This window comes from Marinomonas sp. (assembly GCF_039940335.1).
In the GTDB taxonomy this organism is placed as follows: domain Bacteria; phylum Pseudomonadota; class Gammaproteobacteria; order Pseudomonadales; family Marinomonadaceae; genus Marinomonas.
On sequence record NZ_JBDVGW010000013.1, the window covers coordinates 196,484 to 219,257 of the forward strand.

Consider the following 22,774-nt stretch of genomic DNA (forward strand, 5'->3'; position numbering starts at 1 on the left):
CCTTTTTTATGGGCAGGTTATTTTTTAAGTTGCTGCTCTTTCTTATCCAGCCAAGCTTTAAATAATCGGCCTAGTTCCAGTACCAGCAAGCCAAAAATCACCCCAGCAACCCATTCCAAAGACAGTAAGAAACCCAACGCGACTATCATGCCATAGCCATAAAAAAGATTCGTTCTTAAGCTCGGCTTAGCCTGACGTGCAAACCAAGTGACGCCTAATAACAATAAGCCGAAGTAAACGTAGTACTCGACTAAAATTGGATATAGCATTCAATCCCCTATCTAGTTAATAATGGTAGCCATATGATTCGACACTTGGACTAGCAGTTTGTTTCCGCGAATAATTTTACTCTTTTTATTAGCTCTCTCCAACTTCGCATGGGCCACCTATGACCTAGCGATCATTGACGACACAAACAAAGCTTTTAACCTTGGGTTAAGTGGTGAATATTTTATTGACGAAAGCGCCAACCTAACAATCAAAGAAGTTTCAAATGAGCGGTACGATAATCGCTTCCGCCCCCTTAATAAGGCGTTTCTTCAGTTTGGCCAAGTAAAAGGTAATATTTGGATCCGCTCGGACATTGCTATCCGTGCCACCACCAAAAGCCCGATTCTTCTGGAAGTAAAGTCCCATCGCCTGCAATACCTCGATGCTTATTTCCCTCAGATAAACAATCTTGCACGCCTAGCACGTTTAGGAGAAGAAACTGCTCAAAATCAGCGGCTTATTCAGCGCCCTCACTACCTCTATGCCGTGCCTGCAAATCCTCCTGCAGTGTTTACCGTATATTTCAAACTGGCGTCCCAGCTGCCGATTAATGCCGAAATATCCATCCGTACCTTATCGAGCATAGATTCAGATGAGCTTGCAAATTTCTTAACGTCAGGTTTCTTGATTGGTATCTTGGCTTTGCTGTTGGTGAATAACATTCTGTTCTATGCAAAAAGTCGGCACCCTATGTACCTATGCTATGGCTTACTATTAATTTCTGTGGCTTTTTTCCACTTGTCGCTACACGGCCTCTTAGCGAACTTATCCAACGAAGCAGGCTTTCAAGAGCGTATTTATAACCTCGCTTCTTTTGTGGGCACCAGCGCGATTGTCTTCTTCTCAAGACTCTATTTGAACACAAAAAAACATTTTCCAAACCTCGATAAACTCCTCAAAGTGTGGGGGTTTATTGTCTTAGTACTGGCAGGAATTTTCACTCTCCAGCCGAGCTTTTTTGATATCAAAGTTCTCTCCGTGGTTGGCTTCACCACATTGATTTCGTTGTCTGTCCACGCGGTGGTTGCTGTGGTAAAAGGTATACCTTTTGCAGGTTTCTATTTATTTGCTCGACTCATCTTGCTGATTGGCCATTTCTCATGGCTAACCACCGTCTATGGAATACTCGATAGTCCGACCATTCTCTATTGGGGACTTACCCTTGCTTGTATCGGCGAGGCTATCGTTCACTATTTGGGCATGTTAATTCAAAAAGATCCGTTACGTAGAAGCGACAGTCGAGACAGCGACACTTCCCGCACTCACACTTACGAGCTTCTCGCCGACTTATCCAGCCGCTTACGTCGCCAAACCAACATCATTGATGGCAGCTTAAGTTGGGGAGCTAAAACCTACCAATCGTCCGAGGCGAAGCAAATTCTTGCCGCAGGAACTGTTGCTAACACTCATATTAAGGGATTAATTGAGCGGATTGACCTTATTAATTCAATCGGTGAACAGGAGTTAGAAAAGAATACCCCAAGCATACTGTTAAAAACATTGATCAATAATGCTTACAATCAATTCCAAGAAATTGATCAAGACAATGCCAGCATTGAGCTAAATCTAAAGAAGCTGGAACAAGTTGAAATACTGCGCCAAGGAGCACTGATTCAACATTTCATTGAAGTGGCTCTCATGGAACTCAAGCACTTCACCGACCAAGTGCTTACCGTCGATGTTTCTTTGCAGTATTTAGAACGAAAAGGGCTCACTCACCTTGAGGTGTCTTTTTACCCTGTGCCGACTCGAGTTCAAAATAAGACCCATGGTTCAGACTTTGGCTTAAAATACATGGAGTTGATTACGTCTCACCTACAAGGTGGCATGGAAGTTATCCCTAGAGGGCAACATCAAGCATTAAAAGTTAGCTTACCTATTCAATCTCACAAGCGCCAGATAACGACGAAATCTACACCCACAAGTTCTTTTAACATTCTTGTATTTGGACAAGATGATCGAGAATTGCAAAGAGCCTTAGCCGTTTTACAACATCAACAAAATGTTATTGAACAGTTGACCGCGCTGGATGATTTGCTCAATTACTTGGCAACGCCAAAAATGAGAACACGAGGCACTGTCATCGTTGTTTTTGATAATGGAGGTCACATTCCACATATCAGCCAACAGAAAGTGCGACCGTTAATGCGTTTGGAAGACCAATCAATTTTGATCACCAACAATGCTAAAATATCTCGAGATTATGCGAAAAAGCTCGGCTATGATGACCTACTACTATTCGCTGAAATAGAAGATCAGCTAGAGCCAAGACTGAATGCATTAATTTCAAAAGGGGATAAATTAAAGCGCGCAAACTTGTCTCGGATCAATTCTTTACAACAGATTGTGCCTTGATAGTAAGGTGCTTCCCCTGAATAATATAAGACTAAGGAAAAAATCATGGATTGCTTATTTTGTAAGTTAGTTAAGGGCGAGATCCCCGCGACCGTGTTGTACGAAGACGACGATGTTATTGCCTTTGAGGACATTATGCCGCAAGCACCAACACACTTCCTCGTCATTCCTAAGCGCCATATCAGCACCTTAAATGATCTAACCGATGAAGACGCCCCTGTAATAGGCAAGCTACCAATTGTTGCCGCCAAAGTTGCCAAACAAAAAGGCATCAGTGAGGCCGGCTACCGTGTTGCCATGAACTGTAATGAAATGGGCGGACAAACGGTTTACCACATTCACATGCATGTACTTGGTGGTCGAGCAATGACTTGGCCTCCAGGTTAATAAGGAACACTTTTTATGTTCTCTATCGCTGACAAAGCTATTTTGCAACTGGATCGAGCATTACAAACTCTTGTGCCAAAAGTTGCCAAAGCCCAACGACCTTCCCCTGCGAATGATCAGCCAAAGGTGGAACTAACCCAAAACCAACGCCAACATGCGGCTGGGTTAATGCGCATCAACCATACTGGTGAAGTATGCGCTCAAGCTTTGTATGCAGGACAAGCTACCACGGCCAAGCTCGACAGCGTCCGCGAAGAAATGGAACATGCCGCACAAGAAGAAGTTGATCATCTAGTGTGGTGTGAGCAGCGCTTGTATGACTTGCAAAGCAGACCGAGCATTTTAAACCCACTTTTCTATGCGGCGTCTTTTTCTATTGGTGCAGGGGCTGGATTAATCAGCGATAAACTCAGCCTAGGTTTTGTGGCCGCCACAGAAGATCAGGTTTGCCTACATCTGGAAAAACACTTAGACGCTTTACCCAAAGAAGATGAGAAAAGCAAAGCCATCTTGAGACAAATGCACATAGACGAAGCGCTCCATAAAGAAGCCGCGTTACAGTCCGGTGGCCTAGAATTTCCAAAACCTGTCATGGCCATCATGACACAAGTCTCTAAAGTAATGACGTTAACCACTTATCGGATTTAATTATGAACCGCGATCTGCACTCTATTCGACGTGACTACCAATTCGAAGATTTGTTAGAAGACAACGTCGGTCTCGACCCGTACCTGTTATTTGACGATTGGCTAGAAAAAGCCATTGATAGCTGCCCAGATGACCCAACGGCCATGGTACTTAGTACCGTAGATGAACAGCTGCAACCCCATGCTCGCATCGTGCTATTGAAACAAAGAGATGAGCAAGGCTTTTCCTTTTTCACCAACTACGACAGTGATAAAGGCCAGCAAATTGATCAAAACAACAAGGCTTGCTTAACCTTCTTTTGGCCAGCATTGTCACGCCAAGTTCGCATTGAAGGGCACATCAGCAAGACTTCTCGCGAAGTCTCTGAACAATACTTTGCTAGCCGCCCGAAAGGCAGTCAATTAGCCGCCCGTGCCTCTCATCAAAGCCAGGTGGTTGCGGATAGAGATGCCTTACAAGCCGCCTTTGAGCAACAAGAACAAAGCTTACAAGACCAGCCTGTGCCCTGCCCTGAAAACTGGGGCGGGTACCTACTAAAAGCGGAGTTCATTGAATTCTGGCAAGGCCGTCCAAGCCGCCTCCACGACCGTTTATGCTACCAAAAGCAAGGAGATTCTTGGGTCCGTAGCCGTAAAGCCCCTTAATCTCGTTTTTACAGCAGGAGGCGAAAGGTTAGACTCATCCTTTCCTCCTGCACCTTCTTACGAACAGGTAAAGAATGCTGCCATAAGGTCTGTGTACCCGCCTCCATAATTAGCCAACTGTCCGTTTCTAACAAAAGCTTATGTTTCATTTTGGGCGCGTGCTTGAGCCGAAAAAGAAAATCTCTCGGTGCTCCTAAACTCAACATGGCCACCACAGGGGCTGGGCCTAACACGGCTTCGTCATCCGCATGCCACCCCATGTAGTCATGTCCATCTTGATACCAGTTAAGCAGAACACAGTTAAACTCTTGGCCTGCCAAATGCTCAGCCTCAGCCTTAATGGCTAATAATACTTCTGGCCACCCCGTTCCCCAATGGTCTTTACCAGTGTAGCGATAACACAAGCCCTTATCAGCCACAAAAGCGACTTGTCTTGGCACTTTAACTGGACGACCAAACATCATTAAAGACTCTTGCTGCCATGGCAATAAGGTTTTTAACGTGGCGAATAAAGGGCCACCGCTTGAGCTAAAAAATGAGTATCGGTATGATGGCGCTACGGTCATTTCTTACACCTTGGATTCCTATGCAAACACCCCTTGCTAAGACACCTCGCAGTCTGCTGCTCGATACCTATCGCGGTAGCGCCGTGTTGTTAATGATTGTGTTTCACTTTTGCTGGGACTTACGCAACTTCGGCTTCATAGAGTACCATCTCTTCGACCCTTTCTGGGTTCACTTTCGCAGCCTGATCTTAACCCTATTCTTCACCGCCATTGGCTGGTCTGCCTATGTGAGTCATATGTCTCCTAGCAAAGGGCTGTCGCGTACAAAGGCCTTTTACCGTCGAGATGGCAAGCTATTAATTTGCGCATTAGGCATATCTCTGGCGACCTATCTCGCCGCCCCTCAACAATGGATATACTTTGGCATTCTGCATTTTATTTTCTTGGCCTCTATCTTAATTAGACCTTTTCTGAGCACCCCAGTTGTCGCAAGCTTTATTGGTACTGGCGTTATTGTCTGTTATTACTATACCCCTTACTTGCACTTCCCTAATGCCTTTCACACCATCACACAACACATCCCCCTACCCAGTAGGACACTGGACATAGTGTTTCCGTTCCCTTGGATTGGTGTGGTGTTACTGGGCCCTTTACTCGGGTTTGTGAAATTACATCAATGCACTGTTCCGGATCACCCAATTATCCGATTTATGGCGCTATTAGGACGTCATGCCTTACCTATCTATCTGCTACATCAGCTATTTTTGTTTGCTTTCGTGGCAAGTGCAAAAACAGTGCTCGACTACTTGCTTTGATTAGTTTTCGTGCAGTCAAAATCAGTGTGTTTTTTAAAATAAAAATAGATAAAAATGCCTTATCTCATATTGCCAATTCACAAGTTTACGCACCTTAAGGCAGACCAAGTAAGTGACCACTTAGCCGTCCTTTTGAACCTGAAAAATGCACGCTTTTCAAGTCTTGATTTTAAAGTCAATGACCACTATTGTTCGTTACATCTTAAGGACAATCACTACATCTAGTATGTAAGGACACATAAACATACTAGATACGGTAATGACCACATTTTCAACTTGCACTAATGGGAAGTTAAGGCATGAGCACTCTCACAGTTACTAAACGTAACGGGAAGACCGAAAAAATCAATCTCGAAAAGATTCACAAAGTCATCACTTGGGCCGCAGAAGGTTTAGATAACGTTTCCGTTTCCCAGGTTGAGTTAAAAGCTCAAATCCAGTTCTTCGAAGGCATACGTACCACTGACATTCATGAGACATTAATTAAATCTGCCGCAGATTTAATCTCTGAAAACACACCAGATTACCAATACCTTGCCGCCCGACTTGCGATCTTCCATTTGCGCAAAAAAGCATTCGGTGATTTCGAACCCCCACACCTACATGCGCACGTAAATAACCTAGTCGAACAAGGTCGTTACGATAAGCACCTATTAGCTGACTACACAGCAGAAGAGTTCGACACCCTAAATAACATGCTTGATCACTCTCGTGACATGAACTTCTCTTACGCTGCGGTAAAACAGCTAGAGGGTAAGTACTTAGTACAGAACCGTGTGACAGGTGACATCTATGAAAGCCCACAGTTTATTTACATTCTTGTGGCCGCTTGCCTATTCGCTGAATACGACAAATCAAGCCGTTTGGATTTGATTAAACGTTTCTACGATGCGGTGTCTCAATTCAAAATTTCCTTGCCGACGCCTATCATGTCAGGCATTCGTACCCCGACTCGCCAATTTAGTAGCTGTGTCTTGATCGAATGTGGTGATTCTCTAGATTCCATTAACGCGACCTCTAGCGCCATTGTTAAATATGTCAGCCAGCGTGCAGGTATTGGTGTCAATGCCGGTGCTATCCGTGCTCTAGGCAGTCCAATTCGTGGCGGTGAAGCTTTCCACACAGGTTGTATCCCATTCTACAAACACTTCCAAACAGCAGTTAAGAGCTGTTCTCAAGGGGGCGTTCGTGGTGGTGCGGCCACTGTTTTCTACCCAATCTGGCATTTAGAAGTCGAAAGTCTATTGGTATTGAAAAACAACCGTGGTGTAGAAGAAAACCGTGTACGTCACCTAGATTATGGCGTGCAGTTTAACCGTTTGATGTACCAGCGTTTGATCAAGGGTGGCAACATCACACTCTTCAGCCCTTCAGATGTTCCGGGCTTGTACGATGCTTTCTTCGCAGACCAAGAAGAGTTTGATCGTTTGTACACTATGTACGAGCAAGACGACAGTATTCGCAAGCAAACCATTAAAGCGTCTGAGCTATTCACTTTGTTCGCCTCTGAGCGTGCGAGTACCGGTCGTATCTATCTACAAAACGTTGACCACTGTAATACGCACAGCCCATTTGACCCTGCGGTGGCACCAGTTAAACAAAGTAACCTATGTCTAGAGATTGCTTTGCCGACTAAGCCGTTGAACCGTGTTGATGATCCAGAAGGCGAAATCGCCCTTTGTACGCTGTCGGCTTTCAACCTAGGTGCGATTGAAGACCTAAACGAGCTAGAAGAGTTAGCAGAACTGATTGTTCGCGCTTTAGATGCCCTACTGGATTATCAAAATTACCCAATTCCAGCCGCTCAAAGAGCCACAGAACTTCGCCGTACCTTGGGTGTCGGTGTGATTAACTACGCATACTACCTTGCGAAGAATGGCGTTAAATACTCAGACGGCAGCGCTAACGAGTTAACCCATAAAACATTTGAAGCCATCCAATACTTCTTGTTGAAAGCGTCCAACAAGTTGTCTAAAGAGTTTGGCCCATGTTTAGCTTTCAACGAAACAACTTATGCTAAGGGTGTTCTGCCAATCGATAGCTATAAAAAAGAACTGGATGCAGTGTGCTCTTCTGAGTTGTACTACGACTGGGAAGCACTGCGCAATGAGATTGTTACTCATGGTCTACGTAACTCGACGCTAACTGCTCTAATGCCTTCTGAAACATCTTCGCAAATCAGTAATGCGACGAACGGCATTGAGCCACCACGTGGTTTTGTTTCGGTCAAAGCCAGTAAAGACGGTATTCTGAAGCAAGTTGTACCCGAGTTTGAACGCCTAAAAGACAACTACGAGTTGTTGTGGAGCATCCCTTCTAACGATGGTTATTTACAACTAGTCGGCATTATGCAGAAGTTTGTCGACCAAGCTATCTCCGCCAATACCAACTATGACCCGCAGAAATTTGAGTCACAAAAGGTACCAATGAAGGTCATTTTGAAAGACCTACTCACCGCCTACAAACTGGGTGTGAAAACACTTTACTATCACAACACTCGTGATGGTGCAGACGACAAACAAGAAGATATGGACGATTGCGCCGGTGGCGCATGCAAGATCTAATCTTTTATCGCCTGTAATCGCAAAGCCTCATTTCGATGGGGCTTTGCCACGTTTAAACTTTTTTGAACATAACATCGTATTAATACAGCGGCCTTCATTTCAAAGGCCCTGATACTTTGAGGAAATATCAACGCAATGAGCTATTCGACTTTTAACCGTAAACACTTCGATAGTACAAAAGAGCCCATGTTCTTTGGTGAAAATGTCAATGTTGCGCGTTATGACCAACAAAAGCATCCCATATTCGAAAAGCTCATCGAGAAACAATTGTCATTCTTCTGGCGACCAGAAGAAGTCGATCTTTCTACTGACCGCAAAGACTTCCAACGCCTAGAAGCCCACGAACAACATATTTTCTTATCCAACTTAAAGTACCAAACCTTGTTGGACAGTGTTCAGGGTCGCTCTCCTAACGTTGCCTTGTTGCCTATCGTTTCTCTTCCTGAACTGGAAACTTGGATTGAAACTTGGTCTTTCAGTGAAACCATTCATAGCCGTTCCTACACCCATATTATTCGTAACATTGTAAATGATCCTACTAAGATCTTTGACGATATTGTCACGAATGAAGAAATCACCAAACGTGCTGACAGTGTATCTGTGTACTACGATCGTCTGATCGAAATGGTCAACCTGTACAACACCATGGGCCTTGGCACTTTTAATATTCCTGGCAAGGGCGATATTGAGATTTCCATGCCTGAGCTTAAGAAAGCTCTTTATCTAACGGTCGCTTCTGTCAACGTACTAGAAGCCATTCGTTTCTATGTAAGCTTTGCATGCAGTTTTGGCTTTGCTGAACGCACTCTAATGGAAGGTAACGCCAAGATCATTAAACTGATCGCTCGTGATGAAGCTTTGCATCTAACCGGTACCCAGCACATGCTAAACCTAATGGCCTCGGGTAAAGATGACCCAGAAATGGCCACTATCGCCGCCGAGTGCCAAGATGAAATGCGCAATATTTTCATTGAAGCAGCGGAACAGGAAAAGGAATGGGCAGGTTACCTGTTTAAAGACGGTTCCATGATCGGCTTAAACGCACAAATTCTCAGCCAGTATGTGGAGTACATCACCAACGTACGCATGCAGGCGGTGGGCCTTGAAGCGCATTTTGAAACAAAGCATAACCCTATCCCTTGGATCAACGCCTGGCTGGTCAGTGACAACGTACAAGTGGCGCCACAAGAAGCTGAAATCAGCTCTTATCTAGTGGGCCAAATTGACAACGACTTGGATGAATCGGACTTTGACGACTTCGACATTTAAGGCAAGTACAGCAGCAAAAAAAGATAAGCCTGTTCACCGGGTTCTTCTTGGCAAGAAACAAATCTTGGTTACCGAGGAAGAACCCTTACTGGTACAGCTAGAGCGGGCGGGTATTCATGTAGAATACCAGTGCCGCGAAGGCTACTGCTCCTCTTGCTCCATTAAGCTATTATGGGGACAAGTCAGCTACCCTTTCGAACCTTTAGCATGGGTACAAAGTGGCTATTTACTCGCCTGCTGTGCCATCGTGAAAAGCGATATTGAAATCGCTTTTTTCGATTAGACGGCCTTTGCCTAAAGATCACTTCAGAGTTCGATAACCTGCATAAATGCGTGTCACTGTCGTAATCCAGCACACACTACCAAAGACATAGGCCAGCAAAGTGAAGTGCGCGGGTAAAGCACAGATCAGCAGTAAGAAAATAATCGTTTCTGTGCCCTCAGCCAAACCACCAATAAAATAGAGTGATTTTTTACCGTACTCTAAACGCTCGATCTTGCGCTTTTCCGCCATAATGGCAAAAGATAGAAAACTACTGCCCGTGCCCATAAAAGAGAAAATGACAAAACTTGCCGCTAGAGCATTTTGCTCTGTGTTGGCCAGGGCAAAACCAAAAATCACCCCAGAGTAGAAAATAAAATCCAGCGTAATGTCTAAGTAGCCACCCAAGTCCGTAGGCCCTTGCACCCTTGCAACCGCCCCGTCTAGACCGTCCATAAGGCGATTGAGCAAAATAAACACCATGGCTAAGCCATACCACTCAACACTCAGGGCAGGGATGGCTAATAAGCCTAGAAAGAAGCCAGCAAAGGTAATCTGATTCGCCTTGATACCCCTACGGTCAATTTGCTGGGCAAGGTTCGCCAAAGGCTGCTTTAAATGCTTAATGAAAAACTGATCTAACATAACTGGATACACTCATTCTAAAGAGCCAACATGTATCGGACTTGCTACAATACTGACTAAATATTTATACATAGGCTTTATATGATACACGCAAAGCAATATGGTTCCCTAGGACCTCACCTTATTGTCATCCATGGTTTATTTGGCAATGCTGATAACTGGCATTCTATCGCACAGAGCCTTTCAGAGCACTTTTGCGTGCATTGCATCGACTTACCCAATCACGGTAAATCCAGCCCTATGGCCAATGCCAGCTACCCTAATATGGCACAAGCCGTGCTGGACTGGGCGGCACAACAAGGCTTAGATGGGTTTTATTTGTTGGGTCATTCTATGGGAGGTAAAGTCGCTATGCAGATGGCCTCGCAAGCACCCGATACAATCTATAAACTTATCGTGGCCGACATTGCTCCGGTGGATTACCCCGCTAGCCACACAGAAATTTTCAAAGGCCTTGAGGCCGTTGATAACGCGGAGCTAAGTAATCGCAAGCAGGCGGATACCATACTAAGTGAGTTTGTTGCCAGTTTGCCCGTTCGTCAGTTCTTGCTAAAAAATTTAGTCAAGACAGAAACAGGGCTACAATTGGAAATGGCTCGTGCAAACATTGCCGATAACTATCCGACTATTCTTAAAAAGCCTGAAATCAGTGAGCCCATTGAGGTTCCGACGCTTTTTATTAAGGGGGAAAATTCAGATTATATTGTCAGTGCTTATCAAGATGCTATCACCTCTTTATTCAAGCAAGTGAGCTTTAAGATGATTCCGAACACGGGTCATTGGCTACATGCAGAAAAACCTGTGCCCTTTACCAGTTTGCTGAAACGTTTTTTGCAGTAGCAGATATTGTTGCTAACAGTAGGATTCTGAACACAGGTCAAAGTTCAGTTTTATAGAAGCAGGTGTCGGCAGCACCATACCGTAAGCTTTGATCAAATAGGGGTTAAAGCTTACGCGTAATTCGCTCGGGTAATTGGCTGGCAACATGTTTTTTTCTGTTTGCCATGCGGTCAGCATACGCACCAAGCGCTTAAGTTTTTCATCAGTACGCGAATATACGGCAAATAAAGCACCCGCTCTGACAAAAGGATAGGAAGGGCCAATCATCACGTGATGAATATTAAACAGCAGTTTTATAACATCCTTAGCCACATCTTCCCGATACAGATTAGAATCTACGAAAGAAAAAATCACCTTAGAGTTTTCTCCAAGATGGTTCACCGTCCTTAGCACCGATACTTTATCTGTTTGGGTTTGTTGGAATTGAAATTTAAAGCCATATTCTGCCCCCAAACGGCTCATTGCCTCTTCATCCACTTTTAGAGAGTCACTGTACATCACCGAAATCGGCTTATTATCTAGCCAGATACGCTTCAATAGCGCCAAGCGCCTTTCTAATGGCGCGCCACTAAAGACAGCCGAAGTGTCTTTAGTGCATTGGTCTTTAACGAATTCGTACTCTTCTTTGCCTATAAAAGCTGCGAACATAGCGTTTGGTAGGGGTAATTCACAAATTCGATGAAAGGACTCTAGATCAACGGTAATAAAGATATCATCGTCTTTGAAATAATCCGTGTTGGCTAAAAAAGTCGGCAAGCGAACGGGAACCACCGGTTCCTTTACCGAGAGCATATTAGACAGACGATACGTTAAAGAACGTATCGTACTTTCTTCCGTGTTATGAATAACATAGATGTCTGCCCAAGCAGACCATGTCATAAACACAAAGAGTAATGAGCAAAAAATCCTTTTCACTGTCCCATCAACCAAGTTAGAAAGTCATATTGGCAAAAATATAGCCATAACTATCATCTAATAAGACGTTTCGGCCTGAAACTAACCAGTTATTATCAATGCGTTTCTCTGCGCCGATTCCCATATTGACTTTGTAGTAACCACCTAGCGGTAATTTATAAGTCAACCAAGAGTTCACCAATTCATAATCACTGTCCGATAGTTTATCAGCAAAAAGATAATAGCCTTGTAGCGACCAGTTTTCACCCATCGGCAAACTCCCGAACAAGGATACAATGACAGGTGTGGTGGAATTTTGCAAAGAGTGGTCATCCGACAGGGTATTCTGGTGGGCATAGGTAAAACGTGCGATGGCGCCATTTCGACCTCGCCAGTCAAGCTCTAGCTCAGCACCATTAATGTCCACATCGATGGTCTCTCCTTCTTCAATGACATGATCTTGTAAGTCACTGAGACTAGATGGCGTTATGAATTGCTTGCTGCTGGTGGCCAGCCCCGTCACCACATCATGATAGAGCTTAACATCCATGGTTAAGCCTAAACGTGGCCAACGATGATAATAGCCCACTTCATAAGAGGTCACTTTCTCTTCCTCTTCACCATTTAACGCATAGGTTGCAAAAGAGGTATCTCCAGTTTCTAGTGTGTAGGTCCAATGGAAATTTTGATCGACGATATCTGGGGTACGTACCGCTTTCGAAACATTAAAACGTAAGGCCTCTTGCTCAGAAAGCTTATAGGTTACACCTGCCTTCGGTGAAAAGTAGGTATCGTTCATGGTGCTGCTTTCCACCATGAAACCTGTGTTAAAAATCCAACTTGGCGTTAATCGATACTCTATATTGCTGGACAAATGAGAGATTTCATCCGTAACTTTCCCCGACAAATACGTATCGGATTCCGCTTGGTCATTCCGATACCCTAAAGCCGTCACAATTCTGAGTTTCTCGCTTTGAGTCCATATGCTTTGCACTTCAATATCGTGGCGTTGTTCTGCCATGTCTAACGTAAAAGCCGATTCAATATTGGCGGCTCTTAAAGCAGATTGATTGAATAACCCATAATAAAAAACTGGCGATAAGCTGACCTCATGCCTTTCCCGAAATTCGGACTGGTCGTAGTAATATTTAAATTTTACCTCATGCTCTTTATTTAACTGCTTACTGTAGCCAATCTTAATGTGCTCTCTGTCGGCGTAATTCAATGGCTTATTGGTATCCATGGAATCATTACCATAGTCTTCGGCGTCTACTTTACTAACAACCTTCGATCCCCCTATGTCGAGATCAAAATGGCTGTCTTGTGTATCTTTTTGGATAAAGACATTACCTACTTTTCGAATATGACCGTCATGACGCGCTACCCCAGATGAGTCCTCATCAAAACCACTTACCTTACTTTTTGATGCTGACGCACGATAACTCCAATCTTCATTTAAGCCACTGTGCTGGCCATACAGGCGATAATCGCCTCGTTGCCCAGAATAAGCAGAAATACTATTCCCTAGAGTTTCTAAGGGCGATCGGGTAATGATGTTTACCACGGCAAAGAACGAGTTCACACCATAGGTGGCAGCATTCGGACCACGGTTTACCTCAACACGAGAGACGTCTTCAATATTGATAGGCAAGGAGGCCCAATCCACCCGAGCGATACCCGTACTGTAAACAGAGCGACCATTGATCAAGACTTGAATACGGCGGTAACGGTCCAGCTGAGTACCATGGTATGAAGCGATAATGCCACTGGTGTTGTGATAGGGGGCGACAATAAAGCCAGGCACGAATTGCAATAAATCTTCCACATACTGCACATTAACCCGACGGATAAATTCTCCATCAAGGACTGACAATGTCGAAGACACGTCCGCTCTTGGCTGTGGAATTTGCGAAGGGGTTACGACCGATGGTAAAGGAAACTCAAAAGCGTCTTCATCTTGCCATTGATCATCGTCATAAAACGATAGCAGGGCGTTTTCTTCTGCGAGTGCAGCACTGCTAACCAAACCTAACAAAACTGAAAATACTCTAACCATCATGAACTTTGCTTCACCCTGTAATCGTCTGCCACATAGGTTCCTAATACACGAACCTCTTCCGAAAAAAATCTAAGTTCTTCTAACGCCGACTGTAGATCTGGAGATTGAAAATGCGCCTCCACATCCACATAAAACTGCGTCGCAGTGAAATGGCCATTCACCATATAACTTTCAAGTTTCAGCATGTTAATGCCATAGGTGGCGAAACCGCCCATGGCTTTGTAGAGAGCAGCGGGAATATTTCGCACGCGAAACATAAAAGAGGTGATATACACCTGAGCAGGGTCATAACTGGGCATTTTTTGCTGCTTTGAAAACACCAAGAAACGAGTGGTATTGCCTAACCTGTCGTTAAAGTTAGACTTTAGAACCTTTAAACCATAAAGATTGGCCGCCAACTCAGAAGAGATGACCCCTAAGCCAGGTTCGTCTACTTCTGCCAAATGCTTGGCCGCGCCGGCGGTATCGTACATAGCCACACTGGTGGCACCGATTTTTTTAATATTGCCGTCACATTGAGCCAGGGCTTGTGGGTGACTTCCCACTTTTACTATGTCGTCAATGGCGATGCCCTCCCGTGCAATCAAACAATGATTCACCGGTTCAAAGTGCTCTTTCACCACATAAAGTTGGGTACGTCTTAATTCCCGATAGATCTCTTCAACGCGTCCAGCTGTGGAGTTTTCTACAGGGATCATGGCATAGTAAGCGTCGCCTCTTTCAACCATTTGCAAGGCATCTATAAAGCTGGCACAGTTGACGCTTTTCCAGTTTGGGAAGGTATGATTGCAAGCGAGATGCGAGTAAGCACCCGGCTCACCTTGATAGGCAACAATCTTGGTTGCATCAAGCGTAAGAGATAAATCTGGCATAAAATATGATTTCTTTGTTAGCTTTTCTTTACGATAACAAAAAGGGGGCTTTTTTTACATCGAAATGCCATCCATTCGACCAATAATGCAGACAATAGAGCACTATGTTTAAACGAATTTTTATTGCGTTCGTGAAAATCTACCAGTTTTTAATCAGTCCCTTACTGGGCAATAATTGCCGCTTTTACCCTAGCTGCTCCCATTACATGATAGAGGCGATAGAACGTTTCGGTATTGTTAAAGGTGTGTATTTGGGGACAAAACGCTTGTCGAAATGCCACCCGTGGCATGAAGGAGGTATGGACCCAGTACCAGAACGCTGTGGTTGCTCCTCCTCTGAAAAGAATGACCAAGCCTAAAGTCTAGGGGTTATCGCTGGGTGAGCTGTAGTTTTAAATCACTGGCAATCAATACCGCTTGGGTACGATTATTAATCTCCAACTTGCGGAAGATAGCCGTAATATGGGCTTTCACTGTGGCTTCTGAAATGTCCAATTCATAAGCGATTTGCTTATTCAGCAAACCTTCGTGTAAATAGCACAACACTTTAAACTGCTGAGGCGTGAGCTCGGCGACCTTATGCTGCATATTCAAATCAGGTTTGGGTAATTGCTCAAGCTGTTGACGAAGGGAATCTGGTAGCCAGATTTCACCTGCGAGAATGGCATCGATTGCGGCAACGTAAGTCGCAGGTTCACTGGTTTTGGGAATAAAACCTAGTGCGCCCGCTTCAATCACTCGGGCAACCACTTCACTGTCTTCACTACCGGAAATAACCGCTACGGGTACTTCTGGATAGTCTTTACGAATACGGATTAAACCATACAGATCACCACTGCCCGGCATGTTTAAATCCAGTAGAAGTAGGTCAAACTCGGTATCACTGTGCAAATGATCAAGCGTTGAGTCGAGATCACCCGACTCAGCAATCACCAGATTATCAATTTTTGCCATTAATGCACTGGTTAATGCACTACGAAATAACGGATGATCATCTGCAACAATAAGTGATATCACGAGCTTGCCTTTTACAATGTATAATTAATCATACATTTAAACGGTTCTCGATTAAATCATCAACCACACTTGGATCAGATAAAGTACTGGTGTCCCCTAGCTGATCATGTTCATTTGCGGCTATCTTACGCAAAATCCGACGCATGATCTTACCTGAACGAGTTTTTGGTAAACCCTTAGTTGCCCATTGGATCAAATCTGGCGTGGCAATTGGGCCGATCTCTTGGCGCACAAAGAGTTTCAAATCTTTCATCAGCTCATCGCTTGGTTCCACGCCTGCGATCGTACTTACGTAAACGTAAATACCTTGGCCTTTAATATCATGGGGGTAGCCCACAATCGCCGCTTCCGCGATGGAAGGGTGTGCCACCAAAGCACTTTCAATTTCTGCCGTCCCTAGACGGTGACCAGAAACATTCAATACATCGTCCATACGACCTGTGATCCAATAATCACCATCCGCATCACGTAACGCTCCATCACCCGTAAAGTACATGCCCTCAAAGGTGCTGAAATAAGTTTGCTCAAAACGTTCATGATCCCCATAAACGGTTCGCGCTTGACCCGGCCAAGAGTCCGTGATGACAAGGCCACCTTCAACTTGCTCACCTTGGGCACCCTGTATTTCACCTTGAGCGTTGACCAAGGCAGGCTGAATTCCAAATAAAGGCCCTGTACAAGCCCCTGGCTTCACTTGAGTTTGCACAACACGTGGTGACATCATCAAGCCACCCGTTTCAGTTTGCCACCAAGTATCAACAATTGGACAATTGCCGTTACCCATTTTCGAGTGATACCAAGACCAAGCCTCTGGGTTAATAGGCTCGCCCACACTGCCCAACACTCGCAAACTTTCACGGGAACTATCACAAATCGCTTCATCACTTTTTGACATCAAAGCACGAATGGCGGTTGGCGCAGTATAAAGGATGGATACCTTGTATTTATCGACCACTCGACCAACTCGGCCGAAATTAGGGAAAGTAGGAACTCCTTCAAACAATACACTGGTTGCGCCATTAGCAAGCGGGCCATAGACCATGTAACTATGACCTGTAATCCAACCAACATCTGCCGCACACCAGTAAATATCGTCTTCTTTAAGGTCAAAAACCACCTCGTGAGTCAGGGCCGCATACACCAGATAGCCACCAGTGGAATGCACCACACCTTTTGGTTTCCCGGTTGAACCTGAAGTGTAAAGGATAAATAACGGGTCTTCCGCTTGCATGGGTTCTGCTGGGCATTGCGTACTTTGAGAATCCACTACCTGAGCCCAATCAAGGTCGCGCCCATCCACCCAAGCTACATCTTTTTGTGTGTAGCGATACACCAATACATTTTGTACGGACGGGCAGGCATTGTTTTCTAAGGCTTTATCGACATTGTTTTTAAGAGGGACTTTGTTGCCCGCACGACGGCCTTCGTCTGCGGTAATCACAAGTTTTACATCACAGTTTTGTAGACGGTCGGCAATGGCATTGGCTGAGAAGCCGCCAAAAATCACGGTGTGAATGGCGCCGATACGCGCACAGGCCAACATACTGTATACCGCTTGAGGGATCATCGGCATGTAAATGGCAACACGGTCGCCTTTATTGATGCCCTGAGCCTTTAATGCATTCGCTAAACGCCCTACTTCATCGTGGAGCTGCTGGTAAGTAATAGCTTGTTTCGCATCAGACTCTTCATCGCCTTCAAGATAATAAGCCACTTTATCGGCCTTATCCTTCAGATGACGATCAATACAATTATAAGCTACATTGAGCACACCATCTTCAAACCAACGGATGTCTACGTTACCGGGTGCAAATGAGGTGTTTTTAACTTTTGTATAAGGCGTAAACCAATCTAATCGCTGGCCCTGCTCTGCCCAAAAATCGTCAGGGTTATTCACCGACTGAAGGTATTTTTGTTCAAAATCCGCTTGGCTGATATTTGCATTGTCAGCTGTCATTTGTAACGCTTTGCTTATACTGGATTCCATGTCACGCTCCATTGTTAAATTTATTGTTAGGATGCTTAATTAAAACCACTATAACGAATCCATCCGTTCAGGCCATTCCACTTTAGTCTTATGGCGAAAATTTATACAGCTGTGATCAGTGTGTCATAAAAAAGCACCTCCAATATGGAAGTGCTTTTTTATGAGTAAGGACAACATCCAGCTGAACTAATAACTAGAAATTGGTTCCCCATCGTATCGGGTAACCAAACAATCTTTTTGCTGTTGTTTGAGCATATTACAAAAATCTGTGGCAAAAGGTTTGCTTTCAAACGGCCCAACTTTTAGCTGATTCATGGTACGGCCATTAATACTCTTGGTATTGACTCTTGGGGCAAGGTCAACATAATTTTCCGGAGACTCTTTGCTTAGAATTCGCCAGCCACGGGTAGCCTCTTCTTTGGTGCTGTAAGAAGCCAGTTGCACCCCGTAGAAATTACTAGTGGAAGTAGCTGCCACGGGGGCGCTGGCCACAGGAGCCGTTTTTTCCATCACAGGGGCTTGCACGACCGGAGCAGTAACAGGTTCAGGTGATGCTACAGGAGTCACTTCCGTTACTGGAGTAGATGCTATGCTAGTAGACTCAATAGGTTGGCTAAAGGATACACCTGTGGAACTAACAGCGGCCGTTTCACTATTCATTGCAGATGAAGCAGAGTTTGTCAGTGCCGCATTTTTCTCTTTTAACTCGGTTACCTCTAACTCTAATGCTTCTAAACGCTCTAATTGTGGCTGAACTTGCTGCCATTTTTGATCATGATCTTTCACCATATCTTGTAAATCTTGATATGCCATAAAGGTATTTTGACCATCGGTCGAACAAGCCACTATGCTCGTTCCCACTAGTACTACCATGCAACCCTTCAACAAGTTCATTATATATCCCCAGTCTTCACTGTTATAAATTTATGACTCTGTTAATTAAGGAACAAATTTTGTCCATACAATACTATCGCATAGCGTGCGCCTTTCCCGATGCAAACAAGGGGTAAAAAATAGCGCATTTTTGTTCCTAACATTCCCGATACTAAGGCAATTCCATCTCCAACAACAGGCAACCAAGTGAATAATAATGACCAAAGCCCATAGCGTTGAAATACGCCCTGTGCTTTCAATCTATGTGCCTGCTTGATAGGAAACCACTTTCTAGATTCATAGCCTATTAAAAATCGTCCTAAAAACCAATTAGTTAATCCCCCTAATGTGTTTCCAAGCGTTGCCCAAAGCCATAAAAAAAGTAAGTTGTTTGGTTCAAGATTTGCATAAAACAAAAGTACGGCTTCGGAGCCAAAAGGTAAAATGGAGGCAGAAAAGAAAGCCGTTATAAAAACGATAAAACTGTTCAATGAATTCAGCCTGATGCTTTGACATTATGGGTTGGGAGAAAATAGCCTAAAATAATCATTTAAGACAAAATTTTACCAGACAACCCAGAAGATCGAAATTTAATGTAAATGAAGCCAATTTACCCAACTAAGCGCTTTGTGTGCCTATGATCGATTGGGTATAGTAGTTTTACGTTAACATAGCCTTAGTATCTTAAGTGCAATACTAACCATTGAAGCCATTTGTCTTCATAAGGGATCCTATATGTCGTTTGATACGCAAGAAAAACTAGATTCTCTTTATAAACACATCCAAGCGGTAATACTCTCACGACAACATCCGGTAACCGGATTATTCCCAGCCAGTACCAGCATTAACAACCATGGTAACTACACGGACGCTTGGGTACGAGACAACGTTTACAGTATTCAGGCCGTCTGGGCATTGCACCTTGCCTATAAACGCGCCTCAAACCCGGACAAACGCACCCATGAATTGGAGTACGCCTGTATCAAAATGATGCGTGGCTTACTATTCGCCATGATGCGCCAAGCGCACAAGGTAGAGAAGTTCAAATTCAGCCTCGACCCAAAAGATGCCCTGCATGCCAAATACGATACTAAGACAGGACTAGAAGCGGTTGCCGACGATGCTTGGGGACACTTACAAATTGACGCCACCAGCTTTTACCTTTTGATGATGGCGCAAATGACCAAAGCTGGCTCCAAGGTTATTTTTACCCGAGACGAATACAATTTTATTCAAAACCTGATCTATTACATTTCACGCACCTACCGCACCCCAGATTACGGTATTTGGGAACGCGGTAATAAGGTCAACAATGGTAAGGCGGAAATCAATGCCAGCTCAGTAGGCATGGCAAAAGCGGCCATGGAGGCCCTAGACGGTCTAAACCTATTCGGTGAAGATGGTCCAGAATGGTCTGTTATCCATTCCTTCCCAGATGCAGTAGCCCGAGCTGGTTCCGTACTTGAGTCTCTACTTCCAAAAGAGTCTCGCTCCAAAGAAGTGGATGCAGCGGTATTGAGTATTATCAGTTACCCAGCTTTTGCCGTTAATAACGAGAAACTCACCCACCGTACTCGTAAAGAGATCATCAGCAAATTAGGCGGCGAATACGGCTGTAAACGCTTCTTGCTGGATGGACACCAATCTGTACTCGAAGATCAAAGCCGTATTTATTATGAATACGATGAACTCATCAACTTTGAGCACATAGAATCTGAATGGCCATTATTTTTCACCTACCTCTACATTGACCGTTTATTCGCACGTGATTGGGAAAACGCTAACTTTTATCGCCATAAACTAGAAACATTAATGGTGGAAAAAGACGGTGAAATGCTGCTACCAGAACTTTACTATGTCCCCCAGGAAAGCATCTTAGCGGAAAAAGAAAATCCAGGTTCTCAAGCCCGTTTACCTAACGACAACCTACCCTTGGTTTGGGCACAAAGCTTGTATCTGGTGGGTAAAATGCTGGATGAAGAACTTATTCGTACGGATGATCTAGACCCTCTTGGTTTGCACAGAAATCAACATAAAGCCCATAAAGCAACCACGTCTATGGTGATTTTGGCGCAAAACGAGAAGGTCAAGGAGAAGTTACTTGCGGCTGGCTGCCTCTGCCAAACCCTTGATGAAATTGCCCCCATCAAAGCGATAAGTGCTGAGCAACTTATTCATACGTATCGCCAACTGGGGAACTCTGAGCCACTAGGTTTAACAGGTCGTCCTAATCGTGCCTTAAACAGTTTGGCCACTTGTCAGGCTTTTCGGATCAATGAAGAAAGCTATTTGTGCTTATCTTGGATTCAAAACGAAGACAAAGATTATCGAAAAATTGATCCTGCGTTATTCCAAGCCCATATACGCAATGAATTGACCGCCATTGCCCAAGGTTGGTATTACCGGGCCAATGCCGTTTTCACGGTATTAATCGATGAAGCCATCAGTGAAATGCATGGTAGCGACGAGCTATTCGCCTTTATTCGCCAATTACAAAAGCGTGAATTAGAAGAGTTCCGTGTCATTCCTCAGTCCGCTAAGAATGCCTTTAAGTCAGGTAACCGTCGCAGTATCAGTAACCCGACGGGGAGCCTAGCCAACCAGTTAAGCCTTAACATACCCCATCATGAAACGCGCTGGCCATTAGACCTTAACAAACCATCGAGCTTAACCAATGTAGAACAGCTTGATGACAGCACCCTATTGTCACACCTTGCTCAACAACCTTGTTTAGAAGATGCCTTGGCCAGCCTAATGGCGTTGGGTAACAGAAAAGCCTTGATGAATGCTATCCCGGGTTCTGTGCCCGTGATTACTGGCCAACGAGTGCTGAACTCAGTTTACATACAAGCTCTTTTTCTTGAAGAGTGGCGCACTGCACGCCTACTGTTTTCGCAAATTATTAATCCTTCTACTGATCTTGCCACTTACATTGCCGACATTACCGTTCGACAACGTCAATTAGTAATTGGGGAAACACCACAGACAGAAGTCACTATTAGCTCTCCTTTGCATCAAGATGAAATACTCAGTGTTCTCAAGAAGGCCTCGGGGTCGCCCCTCAACTTAGTCATAGCCCATGAAGTCATCGCCATTGTTGGTACCTTGATCAAGGTACAACCAGATTTCTTCTACGGGGTACGCACGATCCGCATTCAAAACTTAATTTCTTTGTGTGCTCGTAAATTTGACCCAGAAGAACATGAGTCCATGTTTGAAGTACTCGCCCAAGTTTCACCAAGCCAACTTTATGAGACCCTTAAGCAAGTATTAGAAGATAAAAACGATGAGTTCAGCTATGTTACTAATCATGTGCATTACCACGACAGCTTAGACAGCAACAATAAGAGCCTTAAAGACGTGGATTGGTTCGACTGGCGCTCTGAACAAGGCATGATTACCAAACTGCCTGATGCGATGTTGGCGCAATTATGGGAAAGCTTAAGTAATGTGGACACGATAGTGTTTGGGGATTTGCAAAGTAATACCACTCTAGATTGTAAACGTGCTATCAACTCCATGACACCGGGAGAAGATAGCTTTGCTATATTGATTGAGTCATTAACCTCAAACATACACCCAAGCTGGTATAAGAGCCTGATTTTTGAGGCTCTATATGCTTTCATTCAGTTCTGCCAACAACATAAGGATTGTCAGTTCCATCAAGAAGTGAACTTGCCTGTGCTGGTGTCCAAAGCCGCGATGGATCACAGTGAACAATATCAAGCCAACCATCCAGAAGAAGGTTTGGCCGATGGTGCCTTAGATGAATTTGCCCAGTTGACCTTAAGCAAGGTGAATCGTTATCTCAAATGGGCGGTGAGTAAATTACACAGTCAACAATACACACAAGACAAGCAGCCATAA

General features: G+C 44.4%; 21 protein-coding genes. 11 read left to right on the plus strand and 10 right to left on the minus strand.

All coding sequences use genetic code 11. From position 1 onward, the window contains the following. Positions 1-17: 17 nt before the first annotated feature. Positions 18-269 (minus strand): hypothetical protein, encoded by a 252-nt coding sequence (locus tag ABJF92_RS10560; protein WP_446815759.1) that lies wholly within the window; start codon positions 267-269, stop codon positions 18-20. Between the two features lie 58 nt (positions 270-327). On the opposite strand from ABJF92_RS10560, the gene ABJF92_RS10565 reads away from it, so the two are divergent. From ABJF92_RS10565 to pdxH, 4 genes are read left to right on the plus strand one after another with little or no spacing between them, the layout of a single operon-like run. Next, positions 328-2,625 (plus strand): 7TMR-DISM family protein, encoded by a 2,298-nt coding sequence (locus ABJF92_RS10565; protein WP_446815760.1) that lies wholly within the window; start codon positions 328-330, stop codon positions 2,623-2,625. 45 nt (positions 2,626-2,670) lie between these two features. After that, complete coding sequence (locus ABJF92_RS10570) at positions 2,671-3,012, plus strand: histidine triad nucleotide-binding protein (protein WP_445974965.1); 342 nt, start codon at positions 2,671-2,673, stop codon at positions 3,010-3,012. Positions 3,013-3,027: 15 nt separating this feature from the next. Next, entirely contained in the window at positions 3,028-3,660 is a 633-nt protein-coding gene (coq7, locus tag ABJF92_RS10575; protein WP_446815761.1) for a 2-polyprenyl-3-methyl-6-methoxy-1,4-benzoquinone monooxygenase, read from the plus strand. A 2-nt stretch (positions 3,661-3,662) separates the two neighbouring features. Beyond that, positions 3,663-4,304 (plus strand): pyridoxamine 5'-phosphate oxidase, encoded by a 642-nt coding sequence (pdxH, locus tag ABJF92_RS10580; protein ID WP_446815762.1) that lies wholly within the window; start codon positions 3,663-3,665, stop codon positions 4,302-4,304. Between the two features lie 8 nt (positions 4,305-4,312). Here the strand turns inward: pdxH and ABJF92_RS10585 are convergent, their stop codons facing one another. Then, a complete protein-coding gene (locus ABJF92_RS10585; RefSeq protein WP_446815763.1) occupies positions 4,313-4,870 on the minus strand; it encodes an alpha-ketoglutarate-dependent dioxygenase AlkB family protein in 558 nt (185 codons plus the stop codon). Between the two features lie 20 nt (positions 4,871-4,890). On the opposite strand from ABJF92_RS10585, the gene ABJF92_RS10590 reads away from it, so the two are divergent. The 4 genes from ABJF92_RS10590 (at position 4,891) to yfaE (ending at position 9,741) form a co-directional block, all read left to right on the plus strand. Further along, the gene (locus ABJF92_RS10590) at positions 4,891-5,625 is read left to right on the plus strand and encodes a heparan-alpha-glucosaminide N-acetyltransferase (RefSeq protein ID WP_446815764.1); all 735 of its coding nucleotides are present in this window, start codon (positions 4,891-4,893) and stop codon (positions 5,623-5,625) included. Positions 5,626-5,924: 299 nt separating this feature from the next. Then, entirely contained in the window at positions 5,925-8,189 is a 2,265-nt protein-coding gene (gene nrdA / locus ABJF92_RS10595) for a class 1a ribonucleoside-diphosphate reductase subunit alpha (protein ID WP_446815765.1), read from the plus strand. A gap of 135 nt (positions 8,190-8,324) precedes the next feature. After that, positions 8,325-9,458, plus strand: coding sequence for a class Ia ribonucleoside-diphosphate reductase subunit beta (nrdB, locus tag ABJF92_RS10600; RefSeq protein ID WP_446815766.1), 1,134 nt, complete (start codon positions 8,325-8,327; stop codon positions 9,456-9,458). After that, positions 9,439-9,741: a class I ribonucleotide reductase maintenance protein YfaE gene (gene yfaE, locus ABJF92_RS10605; RefSeq protein ID WP_446815767.1), complete on the plus strand. Its 303-nt coding sequence runs from the start codon at positions 9,439-9,441 to the stop codon at positions 9,739-9,741. Before nrdB ends, yfaE begins: the two co-directional genes overlap by 20 nt. 18 nt (positions 9,742-9,759) lie before the next feature. Here yfaE and ABJF92_RS10610 read toward each other — a convergent pair whose 3' ends face one another. Beyond that, positions 9,760-10,365 (minus strand): CDP-alcohol phosphatidyltransferase family protein, encoded by a 606-nt coding sequence (locus tag ABJF92_RS10610; RefSeq protein WP_446815768.1) that lies wholly within the window; start codon positions 10,363-10,365, stop codon positions 9,760-9,762. 81 nt (positions 10,366-10,446) lie between these two features. Here ABJF92_RS10610 and ABJF92_RS10615 point away from each other — a divergent pair, with 81 nt between their 5' ends. Next, on the plus strand, positions 10,447-11,205 hold the full coding sequence (locus ABJF92_RS10615) for an alpha/beta fold hydrolase (RefSeq protein ID WP_446815769.1): 759 nt from the start codon (positions 10,447-10,449) through the stop codon (positions 11,203-11,205). A 12-nt stretch (positions 11,206-11,217) separates the two neighbouring features. On the opposite strand, the gene ABJF92_RS10620 is transcribed toward ABJF92_RS10615, so the two are convergent. From ABJF92_RS10620 to ABJF92_RS10630, 3 genes are read right to left on the minus strand one after another with little or no spacing between them, the layout of a single operon-like run. Continuing rightward, positions 11,218-12,084, minus strand: a complete 867-nt coding sequence (locus tag ABJF92_RS10620; RefSeq protein ID WP_446815770.1) for a hypothetical protein — start codon at positions 12,082-12,084, stop codon at positions 11,218-11,220. A gap of 52 nt (positions 12,085-12,136) precedes the next feature. Further along, entirely contained in the window at positions 12,137-14,158 is a 2,022-nt protein-coding gene (locus ABJF92_RS10625) for a TonB-dependent receptor plug domain-containing protein (protein ID WP_446815771.1), read from the minus strand. Further along, the gene (locus ABJF92_RS10630) at positions 14,155-15,030 is read right to left on the minus strand and encodes a prephenate dehydratase (RefSeq protein ID WP_446815772.1); all 876 of its coding nucleotides are present in this window, start codon (positions 15,028-15,030) and stop codon (positions 14,155-14,157) included. Before ABJF92_RS10630 ends, ABJF92_RS10625 begins: the two co-directional genes overlap by 4 nt. 104 nt (positions 15,031-15,134) lie before the next feature. Here ABJF92_RS10630 and yidD point away from each other — a divergent pair, with 104 nt between their 5' ends. Further along, positions 15,135-15,389: a membrane protein insertion efficiency factor YidD gene (gene yidD, locus ABJF92_RS10635; protein ID WP_446815773.1), complete on the plus strand. Its 255-nt coding sequence runs from the start codon at positions 15,135-15,137 to the stop codon at positions 15,387-15,389. 10 nt (positions 15,390-15,399) lie between these two features. Here yidD and ABJF92_RS10640 read toward each other — a convergent pair whose 3' ends face one another. From ABJF92_RS10640 to ABJF92_RS10655, 4 genes are all read right to left on the minus strand, one after another. Then, the gene (locus ABJF92_RS10640) at positions 15,400-16,047 is read right to left on the minus strand and encodes a LuxR C-terminal-related transcriptional regulator (RefSeq protein WP_446815774.1); all 648 of its coding nucleotides are present in this window, start codon (positions 16,045-16,047) and stop codon (positions 15,400-15,402) included. A gap of 28 nt (positions 16,048-16,075) precedes the next feature. Further along, entirely contained in the window at positions 16,076-18,034 is a 1,959-nt protein-coding gene (gene acs / locus ABJF92_RS10645) for an acetate--CoA ligase (RefSeq protein ID WP_446815775.1), read from the minus strand. A gap of 186 nt (positions 18,035-18,220) precedes the next feature. Continuing rightward, positions 18,221-18,928 carry an SPOR domain-containing protein gene (locus tag ABJF92_RS10650; protein ID WP_446815776.1) on the minus strand — a complete coding sequence of 236 codons (708 nt, stop codon included), beginning with the start codon at positions 18,926-18,928 and terminating at the stop codon, positions 18,221-18,223. 41 nt (positions 18,929-18,969) lie between these two features. Then, on the minus strand, positions 18,970-19,398 hold the full coding sequence (locus ABJF92_RS10655) for a YqaA family protein (RefSeq protein ID WP_446815777.1): 429 nt from the start codon (positions 19,396-19,398) through the stop codon (positions 18,970-18,972). 244 nt (positions 19,399-19,642) lie between these two features. On the opposite strand from ABJF92_RS10655, the gene ABJF92_RS10660 reads away from it, so the two are divergent. Next, positions 19,643-22,774: a glycoside hydrolase family 15 protein gene (locus tag ABJF92_RS10660; protein ID WP_446815778.1), complete on the plus strand. Its 3,132-nt coding sequence runs from the start codon at positions 19,643-19,645 to the stop codon at positions 22,772-22,774.